Genomic DNA, 21,859 nt, shown 5'->3' on the forward strand with positions numbered 1-21,859 from the left:
GGACCCGGTCCAATACGTCGCGAGGTTCGCCGCCGTGGTCAGCCCGGCGATGGCAACGACGTTGGCCGGCTTCGATCCGACATCAGCCCAGTTACCCGTCCCGCCAGCGGCGACAGCGCACTGATCTGCCCCTGCAGCTTGCCGAACCCGGTCAGCACCGTGTCGGTCGCCGCAACCGCCGTCGCGGTCGAAGTGCTGAGCCCCGTCAGCGCGACGGCCCGCACGCGCGCACCGGTGAAGTACTGATTCGTCGACCCTTCGCTCACCGCATCGGTGCTCGGCATTCGACTCGACGGCACCTTCCCGCCCGATAGGTCGCACACCGTGACGCCGACGTCGTCGGCATCGACCGCTCCCACGTCGGCGGCTGCCGACGGAATCGTCGGTGGATCGATCAAGTCGCCATAGGCTCCCGACGTCGCAACCAGGGCCAGGCCCGCGATCGTCCCTGCATCCTGCGTGCCAGTGTGGTGGCCGCGGTCGAGCAGATAGGCGTCGGTCGCGTTGGCCGTAGCCCCGGTCGCGACGCCGTTGAGTTTTGCTTTGTCCTCCTTGCTCATCAGCCCGTCGATCAGGGTGGTCGCCAGGGCGAACAGGCTGCGCAGCTGGGCCAGCGTCAGTTTCCGGTCGACGCCCTCCTGCACCAGGTACATGAGCTCGTCACCCGTGATGGACTCGGCGGCCGGGAGCGCGCCGAGCTGCTTATCGTCTGCCATATCGGTCTCTCAGAGGGAGGTGAGGCGGAGCCGGCCGCCCGAGGCGAGCAGCAGGTAGCCGCCGCTGGCCAGCCGCATCGACGGCTCGGGCGCCGGCGGCGGTGTGTCGGGCATCTCGATCTCGATCAGCACCGCTATGCCGGTCGGCGCGGCGCCTTCAAGCTTGCCGGCGCGCACGAACACCCGCGCGCCGGCCTCAGCCTCACCAATCGCCCGTAGCGTGCCGCCGGCGACCAGTTCGACCGTGACGGTGCCGTCGCCGTGCACCGTCGCCACGCTGCCGAGCAGTCGCGGCGGGCCAGCCGTCAGCGCACGGAAGGTCTGCCAGATGTTGCTCATGGGTAGTGCCTTTCGAGCGTGAGCGCCTGCTCGATCAGCAGCTCGCGATTGCTGACCGAAGCCCGGATATCGACACCCGTCACCAGGCCGCGCCAGCTCTGCAGGCCCTCGCCAAAATGCAGCAGCAGCCCAGGCGTGATCCGGCCGAGCTCGGCGTACAGCGGCAGCGCCAGCGTCACCTCGGCCTGCGCCCCGGTGTCAGCCAGCACGTTGAGCCCGCGTGCCCGGGCCGGCGCCGGGTCGCACACCAGCCGGTCGATCACGTCGTCGGCCGACAGGTCGCCGGCGGTGCCCTGCAACTGCACTTGGTAGACGTTGCCGTCCAACTCGCCCGAGACGATCACCGCGTTGTAGGCCGGCTTGTGGGCGAACTTGGTGCCGAGACTGCGCACGCCGGCAGCCGGGATCACCAGGTCGGGGGCAAGATCGGCCCATGTCCACGGCATGTTCGCGTATCGCGGCAGCGCGATCAGGCCGCGTTCGTCCGGCGCGCTCTGCAGGATGCCGCCGGCGGCCTGCACCAGGCGCGCCACGGCGTCGAGCGGCGCGGCGCTGTCGATATTCCACAGCCGTGCCGGCACCAGCCAATCGGGCACCCCCCAATCGAGCGTGTAGCCGGTCAGCGCCAGCGCCTGCTCGGCCAGCTGCCGCGCGTTGGCCGCCGAGCTGCTGGTCCACTGCCGCCGCGGCGCGTACGGATCGGCCAGCCAGGCCGTGAGGCTGCGGCAGCGGATGCCGACGCGGCCGGCGGCGAACCCGCGCTGCTCGTCGATCTCCTCGACCAGGCCCCGCCAGCTGAGGCCGTTGACGATCACCACGACCTCGGCCGGGCCGTCGTCCGTCGGCTGCAGCAGCGGCAGTTGCGCCCGCGGCAAACTGGCCGTCAGCGTCCAGGCCCACGAGTCGCGGTCCGTGCCGATACCGACGGCGGTCGGCGTCAGCGGTGCGCCGTCGGCGCGGTACATCTCGACGGTGTTGAGCACGATGTAGACACTCCGGATCGGCAGGATGCGTGGCAGCTCGGCGGGCCGGCCGAGCCAGAGCGCGCCGGTGGCGACGCTCCAGCGGTGGTGCAGCCACAGGTCGGGTCGGCCCTCGAAAGCCGGCGGCTCCGGCGGCTCGATGCCGCCACCACCCGGCCCCGGCCGGCGCGCTGTTTGCCAGGGCACGGCAGCGCGGCGCTCGATGGCGCGGGCCGATCCGCACGGCGCGACCAACCCGACCGCAGCAGGCGCCGCGGTCGCGTACGCCAGCGCGGTACGCCCGGACCGCAGCGACAGCTCGATCCAGTCGCTGTCGAGGCGCTGGTCGACCGGCGCACCGTCTCGCCAGCCGACCGCAGCCTGCGCCTGCTGCAGTTGCAGGGATCGCCACGGCGCGGCCAGTCGACCGTCGACGGCCGCAGCCTCGCGCCATGCCAAGCCGGCGCGCTCCGTGACAACGACCATGCCCCGCCACGGTGCCGGCGCTGTCCGCCCTAGGCGGGCCGCGTCGCGCCAACCCGGGGTGTTGCTGGATCCGGTCCGGCGCTGGCCGCGCCACGGCGCAGGCAGCGCACGCGCGCCCGCCGCTGCGTCGCGCCACGCGCTGGCGGCGCGGGCGGCCGGACCGCGGAATACCGCGTGGTCGTAGGTTCCGTCGCCGACGGCGAGATCGCCGGCCGACGCCGCCGAGGTTACGCGGCAGCGCAACGTGGACGTGCCGACAGCCAGCGCAGCCGCGGCATCGACCACCGCACGCAGGCGCAGCCGGGCAGCGGACACGGCCACGGGCAGCGCGACGGCATCGGCCACCGCGTGTAGCGCCAGCCCATGGCCTAGATTGAAATCGACCGCCGTACCGGCCGGCGGGGAATAGGCAGCGCCGTCGACGGCAAAGTCGACTGCACCGCCCGAGGGCGGCGTGTAGGCCATCTAGACCCCCGTGACGTGGTCGTAGACCTGGGCGTTGCCGTCGTCGTCGTAGCAGACCACCGTCAACTCGCCGACATCGGCCGGCAGGCTATAGGCGCCAGTGACTGGATCGGACAGGCCGGCACCGAGCAGCAGCCCGGTGTCGCGGCTGTAGACCCGTACCAACCGCGACACCGGGTCGCCGGCGGCATCCCGCACCGTACCCGACACCGACACCGGCCCCGGGAACGGTCCGCCGGCCGGGGTGTAGTCGGCGCCGTAGCGCACGCCGTGGCGAGTGAGGCGTAGGTTGCGCAGTAGGAAATCGTTGACCCGCAGCCCGGTGTAGTACGGCCCCCACAGCGAGCCGACGCGCAGCCCAAGCACATCGGCCTCGTACGGCGTCACCGTCGCCCAGTTGTTGGTCGCACTGAATGCCGTCGACGACACCTGCGCGCCACCGACGAACACCTCGGCCTTGCGGTCGCCGTAGTGCTCGACCGCCACCGCGTACCAGCTACCCGGCAGGATCAGCCCGGCCGCCGTGGTGACCGTATTGAAGTAGGCCGCGCCGGCCTTGTAGTCGCCGATCCCGAAGTTGATCGCGCCGTCCGACCGGATGCCGACGCCGAAGCCGCCATTGACCGGGTCGTTGTCGTCGCCGGCGCCGGCGGCGCCATTGGTCAGTACCGCGGCATAGCCCGGCAAGCTGATCGCGTAGAAATCGAACTCGACCGTGAACCCCTCTCCGGGCGGGATCGCCAGGTCGCCGACGGTCGCAGCCTCAAGGTAGGTCGCGGCATTGTTGAGCCGCAACGCCGGCCCGCCCGGCACCGACGGCACGGCCTCGACCGTGCAAGCGCCGTCGTGCGGCAACCAGGTGTTGCCCTTTCGGTCGCTGAAATCGCTGCTGAACGGCAGCGACACCATCACATCGCTCCACCGCGGATCGCCCGACATCACGCCAGCCTCATGCCGTCCAGCGCCAGCAGGCCGCCGGCGTACAGGGTGACACCGTCCGGGCCACCGTCGACCAGCAGCCGCAGCGAGGCGTCGCTGGACTGGTCGCCGACGTCGAGATCGGCCACCGGATTGCCGGCGCCGTCGAACAGGCGGCCGGTGATCGGCTGGCCGGTGTGCGCGACCGCGGTCTCGGTCAGCGCGGCGATATGCAGGCCGTCGGCGTCGACGGTGCCGCACGGATACGGCAGCGGCAACGTGATCAGCGCCGGCTCGGCCGGCGCTTCGCCCTCGTCGAGGTCGACGGCGTACAAGGCCAGCGCGCCGGCGCTGCCGGCCGCATCGAGCGCGGCGCGGATCGCCATGGCGCGCGCGATGCGCAGTGCAGGGACATACTCGATCATGAGCTGGGCTCGCGAGTGGGGATCAATTGGTCGGCCGCGTCGGCCTCGTAGCGGATCGGCTCGTCGTCGAGGCCGACAGCCACGTAGCGGGCGGAAGGGTCGAGCGCGGCCAGGCGCCAGGCACCGGCAGCGTCGCTGCGCGTTTCTCCCGCGAAGCGGCCGGTGACGCGGTGGTACAGCCGGACCGTGCGGGCTGCGTAGTCGCCGACGGCGCCGACCCTCAGCGTGCCGGACAGCACGGCCGGCCCGACACCGACGCCGAAATGCGCGCGGCGCAGGTCGGACCGGCCAGCCGCTTGCAGTGCAGGTCGGCCGCTGAGCGATGCCGCGGCGCCGGCCGTACCGAGGCCGGCCAGCGCCGCACACAACCCGGCGCGCAGCATCGCCACCTCGTCGTCGTCGAGCGCGCGGTCGTACAGCGCGACCTGCGCCAGCGCGCCGGCCAGCGGTTCGCCGCCGTCGGGCCGGTTGCCGAGTACCAGCAGCTCGGCCGGCGTGTTGGCGCCACCGTAGCTCAGCCGGCGGCCGGCACCGGATGGCAGCAGCAGGTCGACCGACAGCACACCGGTCGCATCGTCGTTACGCACCAGCAGCAGCGCATCGGCATCGAATTCCAGCGGCAGCGGACCGAACTCGCCGAGCCCGCCACCCGGGAACGCCCCCGGGTTGAGCCAAGCCTCGACGGGATCGCCGAGGCGCAGCCACACGCCCCAGTCCAGCAGCCGCCCGCCACCGCTGCGCACCAGCGCGGCCAGCGTCCAGGCCGGCGGCCGCGACACCGAGATCTCGATCTGGCCACCGATGCCGATGGCAGTCGCCTCGCCATGCCACAGCGTGGTCGCGCCCGGCACGGCGCCGACATAGGCGCCGTGCAGGCCGTGCCCGCTGTCGTCGCGCGCGATGCCGCCGGCGTCGGCCGCGTCGAGCGGCCAGTAGCCAATCGGCGCCAGCGCGAGCAGCGCGTCGCGCAGCGCCGCCCGCAGGCCATCCCAGGCGGCCATCATCGCCACGGCCCGGTCAGGTCGAGCGCCAACCGGCCCGGCGCGCCGCCGTCGACGTCGACCGCCAGCAGCAGCACCTGGCGGTAGCCGCCGCCGATGCGGCAGTCGAGCCGGTCGCCGTGGCTCAGCGGCGCCGAATGCAGCACCTGCCACGCGCCGGGCAGTGTGCCGCGCGGCGCGCCGGATTCGGCCAACTGCAGCGCGCCGAGCGCCAGCAGCGTGTCGCGGCCAGCCGGGAACGCATAACCGCCGCGGCCGAGCGTGCTGCTGACCGACGAGCCGGCGAAGCTGCCGCGCAGCGGCGCACCGGCGCCCCACCAGGCGCACGGCAGCCAGCGGCCATCGGTGACGCCGAGCTGGCCGCCGAACAGCCCTGCGTTCGCGCTCGCCGGCGCCGCCTGATCGTGCCCCATCAACAGCGTGGCGTACGGATCCTCGAGGCTGCGCTCGGCCAGCTCGCCAAAGCCGTACAGCGGCGCACCGTCGGCCCATGCAGGCAACAACCAAAACGCCTGGCTGTCACCGACCAGCACCCAGTCCCGCGCGCCGGCGCTCGTGCTCTTTCGCCATGAGACGCCGAAGGCCGACTGCAGGTCGCCCGGGAACGGTCCGGTGCCGCTGTCGACGGTCGCCATGGTCTGGTAGCCGCGCAGCGCGGCCACCTGGGCGCCGCCGTCGTCGACGCGCAGGAAGCAGCGGTTGCCGGCCGTCGCGCGGTAGACGGCCTTGCCGGTGGCGGCATAGGGCCGCTCCCAGTCCAACGGCGCCACCCGGGCGGTCAAGCTGCCGATCGCGCTCGCCGGCACGTCCTCGGGCACGTCGAACTGAAAGCTCGTCGTGGTGACGTTGCGCACGCGCCAGTCGCCATTCCAGGGTGCTTGCGCGCCGGCGATGCGGATCACGGCGCCATCGCGGAACGGATGGCCGGCCGAGCGCACAGCGGTCGCCACCGTGCCGCTGCGGCTCAGGCTGTCCAGCGAGGACAAGCCGAAGCCGTCGACCAGGCAGGCGTCGAGCACGGCCAGCAGACTGCCGGCCGTGCCGTCGAGCACCGGCGCGCCGGTCCAGCGCGAATCGAACCATTTGACGGGGATGGATGCCATGTCGAGTCCTGTCAGGCGTCCACCGCGCCGAGCAGGCGCAGCCGGAACGCATCGCTGTCGCCGGTCGCCGGCCCGATGCCGACCGACCGAGCCAGCCAGAGCGGGTAGAACGCCGCAATGGTGTTGGTGCGCAGTAGGTTGCCGGCGGCCCAGCCGCCGCCCCAGCCTGCGGCGCGCACCACCATGTAGGGCCGGCCGGTGACCGGGTTGAGCGGCGCGAAATCGGTCGATGTGTTGCCGGTGGCGACCTCGCCCACCTGCTCGCCGATCAGCTTGAACGTGGTGCTATTGGTGAACTCGATCCGCCAGCGCTGCTGGATCGCGCCGAGGTTGCCGCACTCGACCGGGTACAGCGCGTGGTTGTACTGCGCGCTGGTGCCCGGCCCCTGCACGGCGTCCGACCAAGTGCCGAGCCAGGTTTGTTGCGAAAACGGCGGCGTGGCCCGGGCACGCAGATCGCCGACCTGCAGGCAGCTCGACACCACCGCCTCGCCGAGCGGGTAGTGATGCGTCAGCGGCCGCAGCAGGCTCAAGTCGCCGTTGATCTGCACGTCGTTGACCAGCGCGATATCCTCGACCCGGTGCTCGGCGAACAGCGGCACGGTGTAGCCCTCGAGGTCGAGCGGGTCGGCCAGCTCGGCCGTGCCGGCGTCGAGGTCGGCGCTGTAGGCGTCGTCCGGCAGGTATCGGCCAGCGGCATCGACCACCCGCAGCTCGGCCAGCCGCTCGCGCTCGACGTCGACCGTGGCGCCAGGCACCGAGCCGGCGAAGGCCGTGCGCGCGGTGTGGTGGATCGACACCACGTCGCCGCGGCGGACCATCGGCACCCGGCCATCGCTCGGCAACCGCACCGGGTCGAGCCCGAGCAGGTCCGCCGACAGCGGCAGATAGGTGTAGGCCACCGCGTTGTAGCGCACGCTACTGGCCTCGCGCGGCTCGGGCCGCCAGATCATGCCGTCGCCGTCGACCGCGTCGGCGTCGTACCACGGCTCCGACTCGTTGCCGGCCGCCGTCACCATCCGGCCAAAGCGCAGGTACACCAGCCCGGTCTGTGCGTCGACCTGGCCCTGGATGCCGGTCGCCTCGAGCAGGCCATCGCTGCCGGCGTTGACCGACAGCGTGCCCGTGCCGTCGAAGGCGTCGGCAACCAAGTTGAACAGACCCGGCCGCAGGGGTGCCATCGGCACGCGGAACTGGGCGTCGGCCACCGGCTGGCCGCCGACCTCGGTCAGCAGGCTCTGCAGCTGCACCGTGTTGGCCGCGCCCGGCGTCCAGGCGGTCAGCAGCACGCGGCCGGTGCTGCGGTCGATGCTGCCGCCGAGCGTGCCGGCGCCGGTGGCCGGGTCGAGCGCGTAGTACAGGCTGCCGGTGCGGTCGGCGTAGACCTGGCCGCCGAGCGCGAACCGCACCGAGCCGGCGACGATCAGCTCGGCGTAGCGCGGCGTCAGGTCGAGCGACAGGCCGCCGGTGGCGGTCACCGGGTGTGCCTCGACGCCGCTGGCGTTGAGGTAGCGCAGGCCCTCGAGCCGCAGTACCGCGCAGGGCTGGCCGGAATAGCTCATGCCGGTCACCGCAGCGCTGCCACCGCTGGCACCGCCGCCCCATCCGGCAATCTCGACCGTGCGGCTGGCGATCACCGCGAACTGCGAGGCCGCGACGCGCAGCAGTCCGGTCGCATAGTCGATATCGCCGTCAGCGCCGATCAGTCCACCATCGCCGTCGTCGCGCACCATCAGCTTGACGTCGGTGTTGCTGATCCACGGCGCCGGCGTCTGGCCGACCCACAGCGCGAAATTGACCGAGCGCGGCACGATGCCGGTGTGGGGCAGTGGGATCTCGACATAGCCGCCGACCGGTGCGGGCAGCGACGGCACGGCGTGCTCCTGCGGCGGCTGGTCGTAGTAGCTGCAGACCAGGGCGTACTCGGTGCCGTGCAGCGGCAGCTGCGCCGGCAGCAGCCGCACTCGGCCGTCGAGATAGGACACCGTGCCGGTCGCATCGCCCTCGAGGGCGCCGGCGCCGTCGTCGGTGACGCTCAGGTCGGCACCGCCCTCCGGATCCGGCCACGTCACCGTCACCGAGCCGGGCTGCGCGTACTTGCCGTCCGGCAGCTGCAGGCTGAGCTCGACCGCGGCGCCGGGCACCGTGAAATCGGCACGGTTGAAGGTGGTGACCTTCGTGCCCCAGGTCATCACGATGGCGGATCCGACGTCGGGCAGCGCACCCAGCGTGCAGTCGAGCGTGCCGGTCTCGAAGTCGATGTGGCCGGCGCCGAACGCTGCGTCGCTACCGCGCAGCTCGCCCAGGCCGTTGTCCTGCAGGTCGATCCACTGGTCCTGCACGCGGTAGCTCAGCGTCAGCGCGCCCGGTGCCGGGATCGGCACCAGCGTGTGCACGACGCGGGTCGAGCGCGACTCGACCGTCACCGGCTGCGAGTAGCTGTTGCCGAGCCGCGAAATCTGCGTGGCGAAGCGGGTGCGGATCGTCTTCAGGCCGGACCAGGCCGGCGCAGACGCGTTGAATGTCAGCGTGCCGCGGCCATAGTCGATGGCGGCCACGGTGGCGCCGGCCAGCTGCAGCACGCCGCCGGCATCGACCAGCGTCTGGCCGGCATACTCGACCCGCGTGGCGCCCGGCAGCAGGCCGCTGCCGATGTAGATCACCTGCCCGGGGCCGACCGGCGCCGACACCTCGAGGGCGATCTCGCCGCCGCCCGAGTCGACCATCGGCGCCACTTGGCCGGCCGCGTTGAGGTTGACCAGCGCGGTCTCGACCTGGGCGCTCGGCACCAGCTGCGAGTAGATCGATTCGACACGGACGCGGTAGGCGCCGGGTTCGGCGGCCTCGGCCAGCCGGCTGGCGCCGTAGTAGCGCGCGGCGTTGGCGACCACCGTCTCGCGGATGCTGGCTCCGGCCGCCGTGTCGTACGGCGACGGCTGCGCGCCCGGGAAATCGGCCCGCAACGGGTCGGCCAGCTCGCACGTGACCACGCGGCGCCGCACCGTGATCGGGTTGCCGCCGCTCGACACGTCGACGGTGAACTCGCGAATCACGGCCGTGACGCGCGTGACCCTGACGTACTGCTCGAACTCGCCGGCGATGCCCTCGTTTTTGACGAGGACGAAGACCTGTCCGACCTTGGGCAGCGGAACCTCTTCGCGCTGGATGATCGCGATCGTGCCCTGGCCCTCGAGCTGCGTGTCGAGCAGGTTGCCCGACCAGCGCACCGAGCGCGCCAGGTAGCGCTCGACCCGGTCGCGCGCTGCGCCACGGCGGTCGAACCAGTCCGACGTCGTGAACAGCGTTACAGCCACGCGCGGATCGGCCGGCGGCTCGTCGACCGTCAGCATGGCTTTGAACAGCGGGTCGGGGTCCTCGGTCCGCACGCTGGCGAATACCTTGCGCAGCGAAACATTGCCGGTCACCCGGTCGGAGTGCGGCGAGATGTCGTCGAAGACATTGTTCTCCTCGCCGGGCACGATCAGCACGCCGGTGGCGGCGCCGCCGCCGTCGACGTCGTCGGCCAGGCGCTCGGGGCGGACGAACTGCAGGTCACCTTGCAGGATGGGCATATCACACGGTCCGGAAATTGAGGGTGAGGGAATACGGGTCGGTCGCCTGGTAGGCCACCCGCAGCCGCAGTGGCCGGGCCTGGATGCCGTCGGCCGCGAACAGCACGTCGAAGGCGCGACCGTCGGCCAGGGTCAGGTGCAGCACCCGACCCGGCTCGGCGGCCATGGCACGCAACTGGTCGACCACGCTGCGCGTGGTCAGCGCGTAGTTGTCGGCGCCAGCCAACGTGATCGGCCGGCCGCCGGTCATCGTGCCGGTCTCGACGATCAGCGCGCCGCTGAGGCTGCGGGTCTCGGTCTGGGCCACCGGTCGCCAGTCGTGCTCGTCGAGCCAGACCAGATCCGGCAGCGTCAGGCTGTCGAGGGTGTGGGACGGCATCAGCCACCTCCGAATGCGACGGATTTCGCGTTGGCGATCTGGACCAGCAGCGCCTTGACCTGATCGCCCTGGCCCGGTGCCAGGTTGTCCAGCACGGTGGATTTGCCGCCGATCTCGACCACCAGCCGCTCGGTCCGCGACGGCGCGCCCGCCGCGGGTTGCGCCGCTGACGTCGCCGCGTCGGCCTGACCTGAACGCTTGCGTTCGGCGATCTCGGCCAGCTCGACGCGGCGCTTGGCTTCGAGCCGGGCCAGCGCGTCATCGGCTGCGCGCTGTGCGCCGAGGTCGCTCCCGGCCTGCTGGCGCAGCTGCTCGATGCGCGCCTTCTGCTCGGCGATCTGCCGCTCGAGGATGGCCGCATCGTTGCCGGCCGCGCGGTCGAGCTCGTCCTGCAACTGGTCGTTCATCTCCTGTAGCGACGCCCGGGCAGCGCGCGCCTCGTCCTGCAGCGCTTGCAGGCGCTGGCGGGCGCCGTCGAGCGCGCCGTTGAGCGTGTCGAGCTGGTTGTCGTCAAGCAGACTGAACTGCGTGCGCAGTTGATCGAGCGTCGGCACCTGGCTGGACAGCGACACATCCATATCTCGGTAGCTCGCCGACAGACGCTCCGCTGCATCTGCCTGCTCGAGGAACTCCGCGCGCACCGCCGCGGCCTGGCCCTCGGCGGCGGCGTACCACCGTCCGAACTCGTTCCCGGTGCTCAGTGCCTGCTGCTGCAGGTTGCCGACCTCAGCCCAGGCAGCCCGCGCCTGCTCGGCCAGGCTGCGCATGCTGTCGCTGGCAGCGTCAGCGCTCCACTCGATGCCACGGCGTTCCTGGAAGGCATCCGCCGCAGCCTCGGAAAGGCGGGCCAAGTCGTCGCGCAGACCCACCTGGTAGGCACGCATCTGCGCGAGGATGTCGCCCAGGTGCGCCGTGGCCTGGCGGGTCGAATCGATGCCTTCCTTGGCCGCAGCCATGCCATCGGCCACGTCCTCGCCGGCGCGACGGCCGGCATTGCCGGCCGCATCAGCCACTTCCTTCAGGCCCAGCAACTCCATCCGCACCTCGGCCGCTCGCACCGCAGCCTCGGCCAAGCCGGTAGCGGCCACATCGCCGGCCGCCTTGGTCGCCTCCAGCCACCGCTGCGCCGCCTCGAGCATGCCCTCAGGCGCGGCCTTCCCGGACTCGTTGATGCGTTTGAAATCGGCCTGTGCCTGGGCTGCGAGCGCCGCCAGCTCGGCCTTGGTCTTGATACCCATGCGCGCGAAGGAGGCCGCCACCTCGTCGGTGCCGGCGGCCAGTTCGCGCGCTTTCTGCTCGAGCTCGAGCAGGCGCTGCTTGACCGCGTCGGCGGACAGCACGCCCGCCTTGCCGAAGGCCTCGATCCGCTGCCGCAGCTCCTCGATCGCCTTGGCGCCGTCGGCCTTGGCGATCGCGGCCAGCAGCGCTGATCGGATGGCACCGCCGGATTTGACGCCGGCGGCGCCGAGCGCATCGAGCGCGGCGATGGCCTGGCGGGATTCCTGCGAAATCCCGTCGAGCGCCAGGTCGGCGTCAAGCCCGAGCCGACGCATCGCCTCGCCGGCGATCTCGCGAGCGGCCTGCGACACCGCGCCGAATTCCTCGCGCGCCCGCTTGGCGAGCCGTGTCAGCTCGACGTCGGTCAGTTGGCTGAGCGCGTCGCCCAGCGTGGCGCGGATCTGCAGCTTGCCGGCTTCGCCAGACTGCCGAATCGTTTCGGGGATGGCCTTGAGCTTGGCGATCAACTCCTCGGCCTTGTCGATCGCCACCTTCTGGCCTGCGGCCGCCTGTTTACCGGCGGCCTGCGCGGCCTGGCCGAGCTGCACCTGCGCCTGCGCTGCCTGCTTGGCGGCCTTGGCCTGCTGCTCGGCCGCCGCCGCGGCCTGCTTGGCCGCCTCGATCTGCGCCGGGGTGCCTTGCTCGGCCTGCGCGTACATCTCAGCCGTGATCGACTGGATCTCGGCGACGCGGGCCTTGTAGCGCTCAAGCGACGCCTCGACGGTGTCGTCGGTAAACGGCGCGGAAATCACATCGCGCACCAGCTGGCTGGCCGCACTGAGGTGCTCGAACACCTGCACCAACGCGACGCCGGCCTTGCGGGCGATCGCGAAGTTGTCCGACAGGTAGCCGCCGAGGTTGTAGCCGGCGACGCCGGCTGCCAGCACGCCGAACGCCGAATTCAACAGGCCGACCTGCTTCACCGCCTCGCCGATCGGCAGCTTCAGCGCCGCGGACTGCGCAGCCAGTTCCGCGAACGCGCCGACACCGGCAACGCGCATCGCCAGCAGCGACAGCCGCAGCGCGCCGATCGACGCGGTCAGCGTGACGACGGTGGTGGCCATCGCCGCCAACTGCGGATGCGCCTTGGCGAAGTCGGCGATCGCGGCCGCCATGCTGCCGAGACCCTTGGCCGCATCGACCACCACCGGCAGAAAGACCGTCCCGAGATTGATGGCCGCGACATTGAGCGCGTTCTTCATCAGCTCGAGCTGGTTCGCGGTGGTCGCCGCGCGCTTGGCGAACTCGGTATTGACCGCGCCGGCCACCTTCGATTGATCCGACACCGCGGCCAGCGCGGTGCGGAATTGGCCCAGCGCGCCAACCAGCGACGAGATGTCGTCCTGGTATTCCTGGCCGAACAACTGGCCCAGGATCTCGGCGCGCGATTGGTTGTCGAGCTGGTCCAGCGTCCGCAGGAACTCGGTCAGCGCCGCCTGCGGGTCGCGCCGGATATCGGCTGCCAGCTGCTGGGCGGAGACGCCCATGCGGGCCAGCGAGGCCTGAAACTCCGGTCCCTGCTGGCCGGCCTGCTGCAGCTTACCGAGCAGCGAGTTGATGCCGGTGGCGGCCACCTCGGGCGACTTGCCGAGCGAGATCAGGCTGGCACCGAGAGCGGCCGTCGCCTCGGCACTCAGGCCGAACTGCTTCGCCATGCCGCCGGTGCGGGTCAGGAAGTCGAGCAGATCCTTCTCGGTCGCGGCCGTCGTGTTGCCGAGCACGTTGATCGCGTCGGTCAGGCGGCCGATGTCGTCGATCGGGATGTTAAAGACGTTGGCGAGCTTGCCGATGGACTCGGCCGCCTGCTCGGCCGACAGGCCGAAGGCGGTACCGACCTTGGCGGCCAAGATGACGAACCGCTCGAGCTTCTCGGTCGGCACGCCGAGCTGGCCGCCAACCGCGGCGATCTTGGCCAGCTCGCCGGCGCTGAGCGGCAGCGTCTCGGTGGACAACTGCTTGAGCCGCTCGCCAAGGGCTTCGATTTGCGCGTCGGTGCCGTCGATCACCTTGGCGACCTCGGCCATTGCCGATTCGAAGTCGATCGCCTGCTTGGTCACCACGCCGATACCGGCGCCGCTCGCCGCCAGCCCGGCCAGGCTGCTGCCGGCCTCGTTCAGCGACTGGGTCCAGCCGCTGGTTTGCCGTCGCAGTTCGCGGATGCGCTCCTCGGTGCGCAGCGCAGCCTGCGCCAGCTCGCGCTGGCTGAGCGCACCAGAGGTCCGCAGCGTCTCGTAGGCGCGGCGGATGCGCGTCAGCTCGTCGGCCAGGTCTTCGTGCGCCTGCAGGCCGAGCAGCTCGCGCGCGTCGCCGACCTGGCGCAGGGATGCCATGCGCTGGGCCAGCTCGGCGTAGCTGCCCGACAGGTGTTGCTGCGCGCTGGCGAGCTGCGTGGCGTCGACGCCGGCCCGGTTGAGGTCGGCGCTGACGGTGCGTAGCTGGGCGTCGAGCCGCTCGTAGCGCTGGCGTGCCGCATCGGTCGCCGCGGTCTGCTGCTGCAGCTCCCGCGTCAAGCGCTGGCTTGGCCGCCGCGCGCCCTCGTAACGATCGGTGACCTCCTGCAGCTTGGCCTGCTGCTCGGCCAGCGCCTTCGACGCAGCCTTGCTCTGCGCCTCGAAAGCGCGGAATTCGTTGACCGCCTGGTCGATTCGGGACAGTTTGCCGAGCTGCAGGGCCAGCTCTTCGGCCTCTGCCGCAGTGACCCGGCCGGCCTGCGCCAGCTCTTCGAGCTCTGCCGCCATCGCCGAGACGTCGCGGGTACGCTGCGCGGCGGCCGCCAACGCGGTGGCGATGCGACCATAGTTCTCGGCTTCGGCGTCGCCGCTTTCGCGCGCCACCGCGGCCAGGCGATCGAACTGCTTGGCCAGCTTCTCGAGGTCGGCGGCGCCCTGGGTGCGCGCCGCGACCAGCATTTCGACGGATGCCACCACGGCGCGCGCTCCAGATTGCCGGCGTTACGGCTGATTGATCATCACCACCCGGCCGAAGTAGCCGTACTCGTCGTCCTGCTGCTTGGTCGGATCGAGCAGCACCGAGGCCTTGAGCGGAAAGGTGGTCGAGGTCTCGGTCAGCAGGGTGATCTTCTCGAGCAGGTCGGTCTGGCAACGGTAGAAATCGACCAGTACCGGCTCCATGTTCTCGGCGCGGTTCAGCCCCTCGAAGCTCAGCCAGAGCTCGACCTCGTTGCCGGACAGGATGGTCATCGAGGTCGACGCCGCCTGCGCGTAGTCCGCCTTGAACGGCTGCGTGAAGCCGGTGACGTCGAGGAACTTGACGCTGCCTTGCGGCGTGGAGATGTAGTGCTCGCCCGGGTCGAGCGTGGCCGGCGAGCTGGCGCTGTCCTTGATCACCACGGACGAGACGTTCACGCCCTTCAGCCGCACGATGTCGCCGGCGATCAGATCGTCGAGCAGCGTCTCGCCGGTCACCGTCTTGGCGGGCATGGCCTTGCCGGCGGACTTAAGCAGCAGCTTGGCGTTCGCCTGGTTGAAGTTGTGCAGATCGGCGGCGATCTCGATCTCGGGGCTGTGGTAGTCGGTGCGCAGCGTGCCGCCCTGGCCGGTCTGCGTTTCCTTGATCGGCGTCGCGGTGCGCTTGAGAGTGACCTCGAGCTTTTCGAGGTTGCCCAGCTCGAAGAACTTGCCGGCCACGCCGTTGATGGCGATGGCGGCGATCAGGGAGCCCTGGCCGTTGTAGAGCTTGTTGTCGGTGGTGACGAGTTGGGACATTGCCTGCTCCTGAAAAGGAAAGGGCCGCGAATGCGGCCCGGGTCGGGAATACGGAAGGGTCAGCGCGCTTTGCTGCGCCGCGCGCGTGGGCGCGGCGACTGCTCGTCATCGAGCCCGGCCGCCAAGGCGGCGCCCTCCTCGAAGCCGTCGTCGTCGGGCGCTGCAACCGCCTTGCCCAGGCCGATCAGCCAACTGGCTTGATCGGTGAAGAGCTCCAGGCGCTTGCCGGGCGGCTCGGTAGCCCCCTCGTGTTCGTGGGGCTGGGTCAGCTCGATCCATACTTTTCGCATCGGATGCTCCTGCGCCGGCAATGCCGTCGCGCAATCGGTTGACACCGCTAGCCGAGCTGCTCCTGGTAGCCCGCGGTGTAGGACGCCTCGATCAGGGTCAGCTGACTACCTGGCTGCGGGTCGGCCCGCACGTGCAGGGTCGGACGGCCGTCGGCGCCCTGGGTCGCCCGCAGCAACGCCGACGTCGGCCGGGCGAAGGCGCGCTTGAGGTCGCGCAGCAGTTGGTGCACCAGCGGCCGCGACGCGGCGCCGACGCCGTCGACCCAGACCTCGAACGGGAAGGTGACCTCGCCCTTGCGGACGCCGGCGCCGACGCGGCCGAGGTATTCGTCGTCGAAGTCGCCGACCACCATCAGCGGCGCCGGATCGCTGTCGGTGTAGGTGTGCCCGACGAACACCCGCGCGCCAAGGTCGGTTTCATAGCCGTTGGTCGGCAGGATCTGCCGAAGCGTTTCCAACAGGCCTGCTTCGATGGCTTCGGGTCCGCTCATGGCGTGATCTCCCGGCTCAGCTTTTCGACCATGCGCCGCGCCAGCGCCTGGGCGATGCGGTCCTTGAGGCCAGCCTCGTCGAGACGGATCTGGTCCCGCACCATCCGCGCGACACTGGGGCCAGCGCGATGTCGAGATCGTCCTTGCCAAGCTCGCTGTACTGCCGCTTGATCGCGTAGGTGTAGACCTTGCCGCGGTTTCCGACCTTTCGGTTGAAGGTGCGCAGCGGCAACTGATACCGGCCGGCAGGGTTGGCGAAGCCGGCCACCAGCTTGCTGCCACCCACCCAAGGCACGAAGACGCGCCCCCGTGTCCGGTCCATTGCCTGGATCGAAAACTTGAACCGAGTCGCCGGGATGCCGGCGCTGTCGGCGGTGATCTTGGCGATCGGGTTGCCGGCCGATGCACGCACCAGCTTGACCCGCCTGGTCAGCTCGGTCGACGGCAAACCGCTGGCTTCGCGCAGCGGCTTGAGCAACTCGTCCTTACGCGCCTCGCCGGCGATCTCGTTGACGGCCTCGGCCTCGATCCGCCCGATGGCGCGCTCGGCGCCGCGCAGGCGGGCCGCCTGCTCGATCGCCCCTTCCAGCCTGACGTTCAGTGTCATGGTGTGCGCACCCAGAGTGAACGGACGATTCCGTCGTCACCGCCCTCGACGGGGCCGACAACGACGTAGGTGGTCGCGCCGACGAGCAGTTGCTCGCCGGCCTGCGGCCGGCCGACCTCAACGACCGGGAGATCCGCACGAAGCCGGTATTCCGGCCGCCGCATCACGCTGCCGGGCTGGGGCGCATCGGCCTGCACGAATACCCGTGTCGGCCGATCGTCGCCGGCGGCCGGCCGATACACCGCCGGCTCGCCGACCAGCTCGGTCAGGCTGAGCCGCTGCAGCGTGCGGCGCGAATCGTGATCGACCGCCGCGTCGATCCGCAGCAGCCGCGGGCCGATGCGCAGGTAGCGGCCGCCGACCAGGTCGACGGCATACCGTGCCCAGCCGGTGTAGGCGGTCGGCGAGCGCAGCCCGGCCTGCGGCGGGTCATCCGTATCGCGGCCAGTCAAACCGACCCAGACGCCGCGCAGCACCTGCCCCAGCAGGTCCGGCCCCTGGGCGAGCAGTTCCGCCCGAGTGTTCAGTTCGCCGATGCGCATCACAGGCTTTCGTAGCGGTGGCCGTCGAGTAGCCGGTCGAGGTAGGTCGTGGTGTAGAACGGCTTGTCCGAGATCACCTGCCGGGTGGTATCGAATGTGCCGGCCTGCACGTACAGCCAGTTGCGGATCCCGTCGGGCACGCTGGCCGAGTTGGCGCAGTAGGCGGCGATGAAGCCCACCCGAACAGAATGCCCAGCCGGCCACGACTTCAATGGCTCGAGCACCCGCTGGCCGATCAGGCTGTAGTTCTCCGGCGGCACCAGCTGGTCGACGCCGTCGCGGTCGATGTAGCGCACCGCGACCACCGACTGCACATCCGGCATTAGCAGCAGCCGGCCGCCGGGGAAGGCGTCCAGCCGCCGGACCCAGTGGCGCGGCAGCAGCGAACGACCAAGCGCGGCGTCAGCCATCTCGACAGCGGCCCAGAGCCAGGAACAGATCAGGCCGTCGTCGTCGTCATGATGGATCTTGAGCGCCTGCTTGGCCTTCGCCAGGTCGACGGGCGGCTGGTCGGCCTCTTCCTGCGTGAGAGGTTCACGGACCAGCATGGCCGCTTACGCCGCGGGCGGCGGCGGGGTCTTGCCGCCGGGCTTGGCCTTGTCGGTCTTTTCGCCGCAGGGCTCGACGCGTTTCTGGCCGATCAGCTTTTCGGCATACGCGTCGTCGAAACCGGCGACGTCGCCCACCGTGTACGGCCCGAAGGGCTTCAGTACCTTGACGATCTTCATGGCGTTCCTCAATTCAAAGGTGCGTGGTGGCGGCAGGCAAGCCCGCCGCATGGAGGGTTTACTTGCCCCACTTCACCGCGGTCAGCACCGCGATGGACTCGACGTGGCGCGGACCGAAATCGTGGTGGGTGATCACGCGGATCAGGGTCTGGTCGCGCTGGAACGCGGAGACGACATTGCCCTCGTCGTCCTTGTAGGTCGCCTCCTTCGAGTAGTCGATCATCAGCGTGCCGTCCTCGCCGATGAAGCAGTCACCGAAGTCGGCGAAGTAGATTTCCGACTCATCGCCGCCGCTGCCGAGGTTGACCGGGATCTGGGTGGTTCGACGGATCGGATAGCCCTTCAGCATGCCTTGGGCGAGCTCGGAGTAGACCTTGTTGCCGTTGCCGTCGCGCAGCGCTTCGAGGAAGCGGAAGGTACGCGGCGCCATGATCCAGCCCGGCGCCAGCAGCCGAGAATTCGCACCTTCGAGGCAGAGGATCGCCTTGTTGAGGTCCGTCTCGACCTTCTGGAGAGTCGACGCATCGCTGGCCGGGATCTTGTTGCCGCTGAGCGCCCAGGACAGCAGGCCCTTGGGCAGGTCGCCCGAGCCGTTGTCGCGGATGAAGGCCTTGTCCTCGCGGGCGCCGATGGCGCCGGTGATATCGGCAACCACGATGCCCTCGACGGCAACGCCCGCGGCGGCGTTGCGCAGCAGATCGTTGCCGACCGGCACCAAGGCGGCCAGCTTCTTGGCGCTCAGCTTCAGATCATCGAAGCTTTGCTCGGTCGCAGGGATGTCGCTGTCGACGCCGACGTAGCCGACCACCGCGCCGCCGTTGATACGCGGGATCGTGGCGTTGCCGTTCATGAGCGGATACGAGCGAACACCCAGACTGCGTACCGTACTGGCCGGCCGCAGCAGTTCGATGATCTCCTTGGCCAGGTTGACCGGCACCAGCACGCCGCCGGCGCCGGCGCTCGATTGCGACAGCGCCATCGAGACGTCTTCGCCGTAGCCACGCTGCTCCGCGATGCCGGCTGCCACCGAGGGAATGCCTCCGGCGGCGATCAGGGCGATCGCCATGCTGGCAACGCGCGCACCGGGCACGGCCGGCGTGCGCGGCTGAGCGTAGGCCGGCGGCGCGTTCGCGCCCTGGCCCTGGCTCGCCCGGTCGACCGGCTGGGCCGCGGCAGCCGCCATGCGCTCCGCCTGTTCCATGCGGCTGATGGTGGCGCCCAGTTCGGCGAAGCGCGCCGAGAGCTGATCGAACTCGGCCAGTTGCTCGGCCGTCAGCGCAGTCCCGGCCGCCTCGAGGGCGGCCAGTTCTTGCACGCGGGTGTTGATGGTTGCGCGTTCGCGGCGCAGGTCGTTGATGTCCATTTTCGGCATTTCGGGCTCCAAAGCTCCAAAGAAAAAGGCCGCCCAACGGGCGGCCCGACGATTCCCGCGAACGCGGAGAATTCAGCTGCACTGCATGGCTATTGCTGCCGCCTGCATACCAATGCGGCGGGACGGCCGGCTCGCCGCGCGACGCCCGGCAACATCCGCGACCAAGCCGGCCAAGGCCGCGTGCGGCGTTTCGACCCGATCGGCGAAGCCGACGGCGACACCCTGCTCGCCGCGATACAGCGCGGCCTCGGTCGCGCGCACCGCCTCGGTGGTCATTGCCCGGTACCGCGCGACGGCGTCGACGAACATCCGATAGCTGTCCTGCACGACCGCTTCGAGCACCGCGCGCGACTGGTCGCTGAGCGGCTCGGTCGGCGTCAGATCGTTCTTGTGCGCGCCGGCGTAGATGGTGGTGACCTTGCGACCGGTCTGCGCAAGCGCCTCGCTGATGTCGATGTGCTTGGCCACCACGCCGACCGAGCCGGTCCCGCCGGTCGGCGGCACGACGATCTGGTTGCAAGCCGCGGCCAGCAGGTAGCCGCCAGAGTAGGCGCCGAAGTTCACCACTGCGGTGGTCCGCTTGATCGAGCGGCTGGCGAAAATATCCTCGGCGCATTCGAAGCAGCCGACGGCCGAGCCGCCCGGCGTGTCGATGTCGAGCACGATCTCCTCGACCGCGGGGTCGGCCAGCGCCTGCTGGTGCGCGGCGCGGATCTGCTCGTAGCTGGTCATCGTCTCGCAGACGTTGAGGTTGCCGTTCCGGCTGACCAGCAGGCCGTGCACCGGAATGACCTGAACGCCGGTCTGCTCTACCGCGCGCTGGCGGGATTCGGCCTGCTGCGCGAGCCGGTCATCGGCGCCGCCGTGATCCTCGAACGCCATGCGCGGCGCGGCGCCGGACCCCACGCTGACGTTGACGATGTTGAGGTTCAGGTGGCTGTTCGCCCAATGGACCGCGAGGTCCATCATGTCGGCGGTCACCAGTTGCGGCTGGTTGAACAGCAGGCTCGCCAGGTGAAGGTAGGGTCTCATTGAACGCAGTCCTCGATTTCCTTGACCATGCGATCGGTCGGTTTGTCGGATGGCCGCACCGGCTTGCCGTTGGCGTCCACCATGTTGAGCGGCTGCAGGTAGGTGTCGCCGCCGGCGACCGGCGGCAGGTTCTCCAGCCGACGGATGTCGTTGACCGACAGCCACCCCCACTGCCGGCCGAGCGCATAGGCCTCGAAGCGGCTTTTCTGATCACCGCGTAGCAAGCCGCCGACGTTGAACTCGACGTAGTAGTCGGCGCGCTCGCCGGCCGACAGCAGATCGCGGTTCATCGCCTGCTCGTGGCGCTTGAGCCAGGGCAGCAGCGTGTAGATCACGTACTGGATGCCCTGGTGCTCGATGTTGCTGAACGTCGCGCGATCGAGGTCGCCGATCATGTGCGGCGGCACCTTGTACATGCGCGCGATGTCGGTGACGCTGAACTTGCGGCTGAGGATCAGTTGCGCGTCCTCGTTGCTCATGGACAGCTGGCGGTAGCTCATGCCCTCCTGCAGCAACGCGACCTTCGCGGTGTTCCCCTGCCCGGCGTAGCGGGACTGCCAGTCCTTCAGCAGCTGGTCGACGACGGCCTGGTCCTTGATCGCCCCGGCCTCCTTCGAGCGTTCGATCACGCCAGAAAGATTGGTGCCGTTGGCGAACACGCTCGAAGCGTGCCCTTCGGTCGCCAGCGCCAGGCCCAGCGCGTCGCGGTGCAGGCCGATCGGCGAGATGCCGGTGTAGCCGTTGAGCGAAAACCAGGTGACGTGGTGCACCATGCGCTGCGGTACCAGGCCTTCTCCGGGTACGAGCTCGTAGTAGGGCAGTCGGTCGGGTCCGACGTAGACCGTCACGCGATCCGACTGGCAGGGATAGAGCGCTGTCGGCGTGCCGTCCGGACTACGCTCGATCAGGCTGATCGCGTTGCCGCGCAGACCGAGCTGACCCTGCGCCATCTCGCGAAACTGGAAGGCCGTCTGCCACGGGTTCGGCGCGTTGCGCACCAGATCGTAGACCGGGTGATCGGTCGCCTTGCGGCGGCCGTCCACGCCCTCGCGCCGGTACAGCTCGCACGGAAGTTGGGCGACCGATTCGGCCAGCAGGGTGACGCAGGACTGCACCGCAGTAAGGGCGAGCGCGCTTTCCGGTGTGACGAAGGTGCCGGAAGCGGAGCGACCGCCGCCCCCCACCAAGGAGGACACCCAGCCACCGCCACCGGCCGGCCGCGGCGCTCCGCCGGCGGCGAACATCTGTCGGAAGAACATGCTCAATCCCCTTGGCTGCTGGCCGCGGCCCCGCGCGCCGCTGCGTAAGACCAGCCGAGCAGGCCGATACCTGCGCAGATCAGCGCTGCTGGCACGTTCAACATGGCGACGCCACCGATCAGCAGGCCGAAGCCCGCCACGCCGACCCCGAATGCGATCAGGTCCATTG

At 70.3% G+C, this 21,859-nt stretch carries 21 protein-coding genes; all 21 read right to left on the bottom strand.

Annotation, left to right across the window (positions count from 1 at the left end):
* Positions 1-38 precede the first annotated feature (38 nt).
* Positions 39-716, bottom strand: a complete 678-nt coding sequence (locus H9L41_RS13260) for a hypothetical protein (RefSeq protein WP_187523400.1) — start codon at positions 714-716, stop codon at positions 39-41.
* Between the two features lie 9 nt (positions 717-725).
* Positions 726-1,055: a hypothetical protein gene (locus tag H9L41_RS13265; RefSeq protein WP_187523401.1), complete on the bottom strand. Its 330-nt coding sequence runs from the start codon at positions 1,053-1,055 to the stop codon at positions 726-728.
* The gene (locus H9L41_RS13270) at positions 1,052-2,968 is read right to left on the bottom strand and encodes a hypothetical protein (protein WP_051319161.1); all 1,917 of its coding nucleotides are present in this window, start codon (positions 2,966-2,968) and stop codon (positions 1,052-1,054) included. Before H9L41_RS13270 ends, H9L41_RS13265 begins: the two co-directional genes overlap by 4 nt.
* Positions 2,969-3,877, bottom strand: a complete 909-nt coding sequence (locus H9L41_RS13275) for a LamG-like jellyroll fold domain-containing protein (RefSeq protein ID WP_028446903.1) — start codon at positions 3,875-3,877, stop codon at positions 2,969-2,971. It abuts the gene before it with no gap.
* 29 nt (positions 3,878-3,906) lie between these two features.
* Positions 3,907-4,311 carry a hypothetical protein gene (locus tag H9L41_RS13280; RefSeq protein WP_034607395.1) on the bottom strand — a complete coding sequence of 135 codons (405 nt, stop codon included), beginning with the start codon at positions 4,309-4,311 and terminating at the stop codon, positions 3,907-3,909.
* On the bottom strand, positions 4,308-5,321 hold the full coding sequence (locus H9L41_RS13285; protein ID WP_157462032.1) for a LamG-like jellyroll fold domain-containing protein: 1,014 nt from the start codon (positions 5,319-5,321) through the stop codon (positions 4,308-4,310). Before H9L41_RS13285 ends, H9L41_RS13280 begins: the two co-directional genes overlap by 4 nt.
* Positions 5,312-6,415, bottom strand: coding sequence for a hypothetical protein (locus tag H9L41_RS13290; RefSeq protein WP_051319160.1), 1,104 nt, complete (start codon positions 6,413-6,415; stop codon positions 5,312-5,314). The genes H9L41_RS13285 and H9L41_RS13290 overlap by 10 nt, the downstream gene beginning before the upstream one ends.
* Positions 6,416-6,426: 11 nt before the next feature.
* Complete coding sequence (locus H9L41_RS13295) at positions 6,427-9,987, bottom strand: hypothetical protein (RefSeq protein ID WP_028446901.1); 3,561 nt, start codon at positions 9,985-9,987, stop codon at positions 6,427-6,429.
* Between the two features lies 1 nt (position 9,988).
* Positions 9,989-10,366: a hypothetical protein gene (locus tag H9L41_RS13300; protein WP_028446900.1), complete on the bottom strand. Its 378-nt coding sequence runs from the start codon at positions 10,364-10,366 to the stop codon at positions 9,989-9,991.
* Positions 10,366-14,571, bottom strand: coding sequence for a phage tail tape measure protein (locus H9L41_RS13305; RefSeq protein ID WP_157462031.1), 4,206 nt, complete (start codon positions 14,569-14,571; stop codon positions 10,366-10,368). The genes H9L41_RS13300 and H9L41_RS13305 overlap by 1 nt, the downstream gene beginning before the upstream one ends.
* A 24-nt stretch (positions 14,572-14,595) precedes the next feature.
* Positions 14,596-15,369, bottom strand: coding sequence for a phage tail tube protein (locus H9L41_RS13310; RefSeq protein ID WP_051319158.1), 774 nt, complete (start codon positions 15,367-15,369; stop codon positions 14,596-14,598).
* Between the two features lie 59 nt (positions 15,370-15,428).
* On the bottom strand, positions 15,429-15,659 hold the full coding sequence (locus tag H9L41_RS13315; RefSeq protein ID WP_028446899.1) for a DUF7210 family protein: 231 nt from the start codon (positions 15,657-15,659) through the stop codon (positions 15,429-15,431).
* 47 nt (positions 15,660-15,706) lie between these two features.
* Positions 15,707-16,150 carry a hypothetical protein gene (locus H9L41_RS13320; protein ID WP_028446898.1) on the bottom strand — a complete coding sequence of 148 codons (444 nt, stop codon included), beginning with the start codon at positions 16,148-16,150 and terminating at the stop codon, positions 15,707-15,709.
* A gap of 16 nt (positions 16,151-16,166) precedes the next feature.
* Positions 16,167-16,757: a hypothetical protein gene (locus tag H9L41_RS13325; protein ID WP_187523402.1), complete on the bottom strand. Its 591-nt coding sequence runs from the start codon at positions 16,755-16,757 to the stop codon at positions 16,167-16,169.
* The gene (locus tag H9L41_RS13330) at positions 16,754-17,299 is read right to left on the bottom strand and encodes a head-tail adaptor protein (protein ID WP_028446896.1); all 546 of its coding nucleotides are present in this window, start codon (positions 17,297-17,299) and stop codon (positions 16,754-16,756) included. Before H9L41_RS13330 ends, H9L41_RS13325 begins: the two co-directional genes overlap by 4 nt.
* Positions 17,299-17,847 (bottom strand): head-tail connector protein, encoded by a 549-nt coding sequence (locus H9L41_RS13335; RefSeq protein WP_028446895.1) that lies wholly within the window; start codon positions 17,845-17,847, stop codon positions 17,299-17,301. Before H9L41_RS13335 ends, H9L41_RS13330 begins: the two co-directional genes overlap by 1 nt.
* A gap of 6 nt (positions 17,848-17,853) precedes the next feature.
* Positions 17,854-18,027 carry a hypothetical protein gene (locus H9L41_RS13340; protein WP_157462030.1) on the bottom strand — a complete coding sequence of 58 codons (174 nt, stop codon included), beginning with the start codon at positions 18,025-18,027 and terminating at the stop codon, positions 17,854-17,856.
* 58 nt (positions 18,028-18,085) lie between these two features.
* Complete coding sequence (locus H9L41_RS13345) at positions 18,086-19,399, bottom strand: phage major capsid protein (RefSeq protein WP_308419511.1); 1,314 nt, start codon at positions 19,397-19,399, stop codon at positions 18,086-18,088.
* A 72-nt stretch (positions 19,400-19,471) separates the two neighbouring features.
* Entirely contained in the window at positions 19,472-20,431 is a 960-nt protein-coding gene (locus H9L41_RS13350) for a S49 family peptidase (RefSeq protein WP_028446893.1), read from the bottom strand.
* Positions 20,428-21,675 (bottom strand): phage portal protein, encoded by a 1,248-nt coding sequence (locus H9L41_RS13355; RefSeq protein WP_245589230.1) that lies wholly within the window; start codon positions 21,673-21,675, stop codon positions 20,428-20,430. Before H9L41_RS13355 ends, H9L41_RS13350 begins: the two co-directional genes overlap by 4 nt.
* A gap of 17 nt (positions 21,676-21,692) precedes the next feature.
* Positions 21,693-21,857: a hypothetical protein gene (locus H9L41_RS13360; protein WP_169730203.1), complete on the bottom strand. Its 165-nt coding sequence runs from the start codon at positions 21,855-21,857 to the stop codon at positions 21,693-21,695.
* Positions 21,858-21,859: the final 2 nt, after the last annotated feature.

It is taken from the genome of Chitinimonas koreensis (genome assembly GCF_014353015.1).
Taxonomy (GTDB): domain Bacteria; phylum Pseudomonadota; class Gammaproteobacteria; order Burkholderiales; family Chitinimonadaceae; genus Chitinimonas; species Chitinimonas koreensis.

Excerpts from the sequence above, each read along its gene's own strand:
- H9L41_RS13260 (WP_187523400.1), bottom strand. The coding sequence starts at position 716 with ATGGCAGACGATAAGCAGCTCGGCGCGCTCCCGGCCGCCGAGTCCATC.
- H9L41_RS13270 (WP_051319161.1), bottom strand. The coding sequence starts at position 2,968 with ATGGCCTACACGCCGCCCTCGGGCGGTGCAGTCGACTTTGCCGTCGAC.
- H9L41_RS13310 (WP_051319158.1), bottom strand. The coding sequence starts at position 15,369 with ATGTCCCAACTCGTCACCACCGACAACAAGCTCTACAACGGCCAGGGC.
- H9L41_RS13295 (WP_028446901.1), bottom strand. The coding sequence starts at position 9,987 with ATGCCCATCCTGCAAGGTGACCTGCAGTTCGTCCGCCCCGAGCGCCTG.
- H9L41_RS13355 (WP_245589230.1), bottom strand. The coding sequence starts at position 21,675 with ATGTTCGCCGCCGGCGGAGCGCCGCGGCCGGCCGGTGGCGGTGGCTGG.
- H9L41_RS13330 (WP_028446896.1), bottom strand. The coding sequence starts at position 17,299 with ATGCGCATCGGCGAACTGAACACTCGGGCGGAACTGCTCGCCCAGGGG.
- H9L41_RS13315 (WP_028446899.1), bottom strand. The coding sequence starts at position 15,659 with ATGCGAAAAGTATGGATCGAGCTGACCCAGCCCCACGAACACGAGGGG.
- H9L41_RS13345 (WP_308419511.1), bottom strand. The coding sequence starts at position 19,399 with ATGCCGAAAATGGACATCAACGACCTGCGCCGCGAACGCGCAACCATC.
- H9L41_RS13290 (WP_051319160.1), bottom strand. The coding sequence starts at position 6,415 with ATGGCATCCATCCCCGTCAAATGGTTCGATTCGCGCTGGACCGGCGCG.
- H9L41_RS13300 (WP_028446900.1), bottom strand. The coding sequence starts at position 10,366 with ATGCCGTCCCACACCCTCGACAGCCTGACGCTGCCGGATCTGGTCTGG.
- H9L41_RS13360 (WP_169730203.1), bottom strand. The coding sequence starts at position 21,857 with ATGGACCTGATCGCATTCGGGGTCGGCGTGGCGGGCTTCGGCCTGCTG.
- H9L41_RS13350 (WP_028446893.1), bottom strand. The coding sequence starts at position 20,431 with ATGAGACCCTACCTTCACCTGGCGAGCCTGCTGTTCAACCAGCCGCAA.
- H9L41_RS13340 (WP_157462030.1), bottom strand. The coding sequence starts at position 18,027 with ATGAAGATCGTCAAGGTACTGAAGCCCTTCGGGCCGTACACGGTGGGC.
- H9L41_RS13280 (WP_034607395.1), bottom strand. The coding sequence starts at position 4,311 with ATGATCGAGTATGTCCCTGCACTGCGCATCGCGCGCGCCATGGCGATC.
- H9L41_RS13265 (WP_187523401.1), bottom strand. The coding sequence starts at position 1,055 with ATGAGCAACATCTGGCAGACCTTCCGTGCGCTGACGGCTGGCCCGCCG.
- H9L41_RS13275 (WP_028446903.1), bottom strand. The coding sequence starts at position 3,877 with ATGGTGTCGCTGCCGTTCAGCAGCGATTTCAGCGACCGAAAGGGCAAC.
- H9L41_RS13320 (WP_028446898.1), bottom strand. The coding sequence starts at position 16,150 with ATGAGCGGACCCGAAGCCATCGAAGCAGGCCTGTTGGAAACGCTTCGG.
- H9L41_RS13335 (WP_028446895.1), bottom strand. The coding sequence starts at position 17,847 with ATGCTGGTCCGTGAACCTCTCACGCAGGAAGAGGCCGACCAGCCGCCC.
- H9L41_RS13325 (WP_187523402.1), bottom strand. The coding sequence starts at position 16,757 with ATGACACTGAACGTCAGGCTGGAAGGGGCGATCGAGCAGGCGGCCCGC.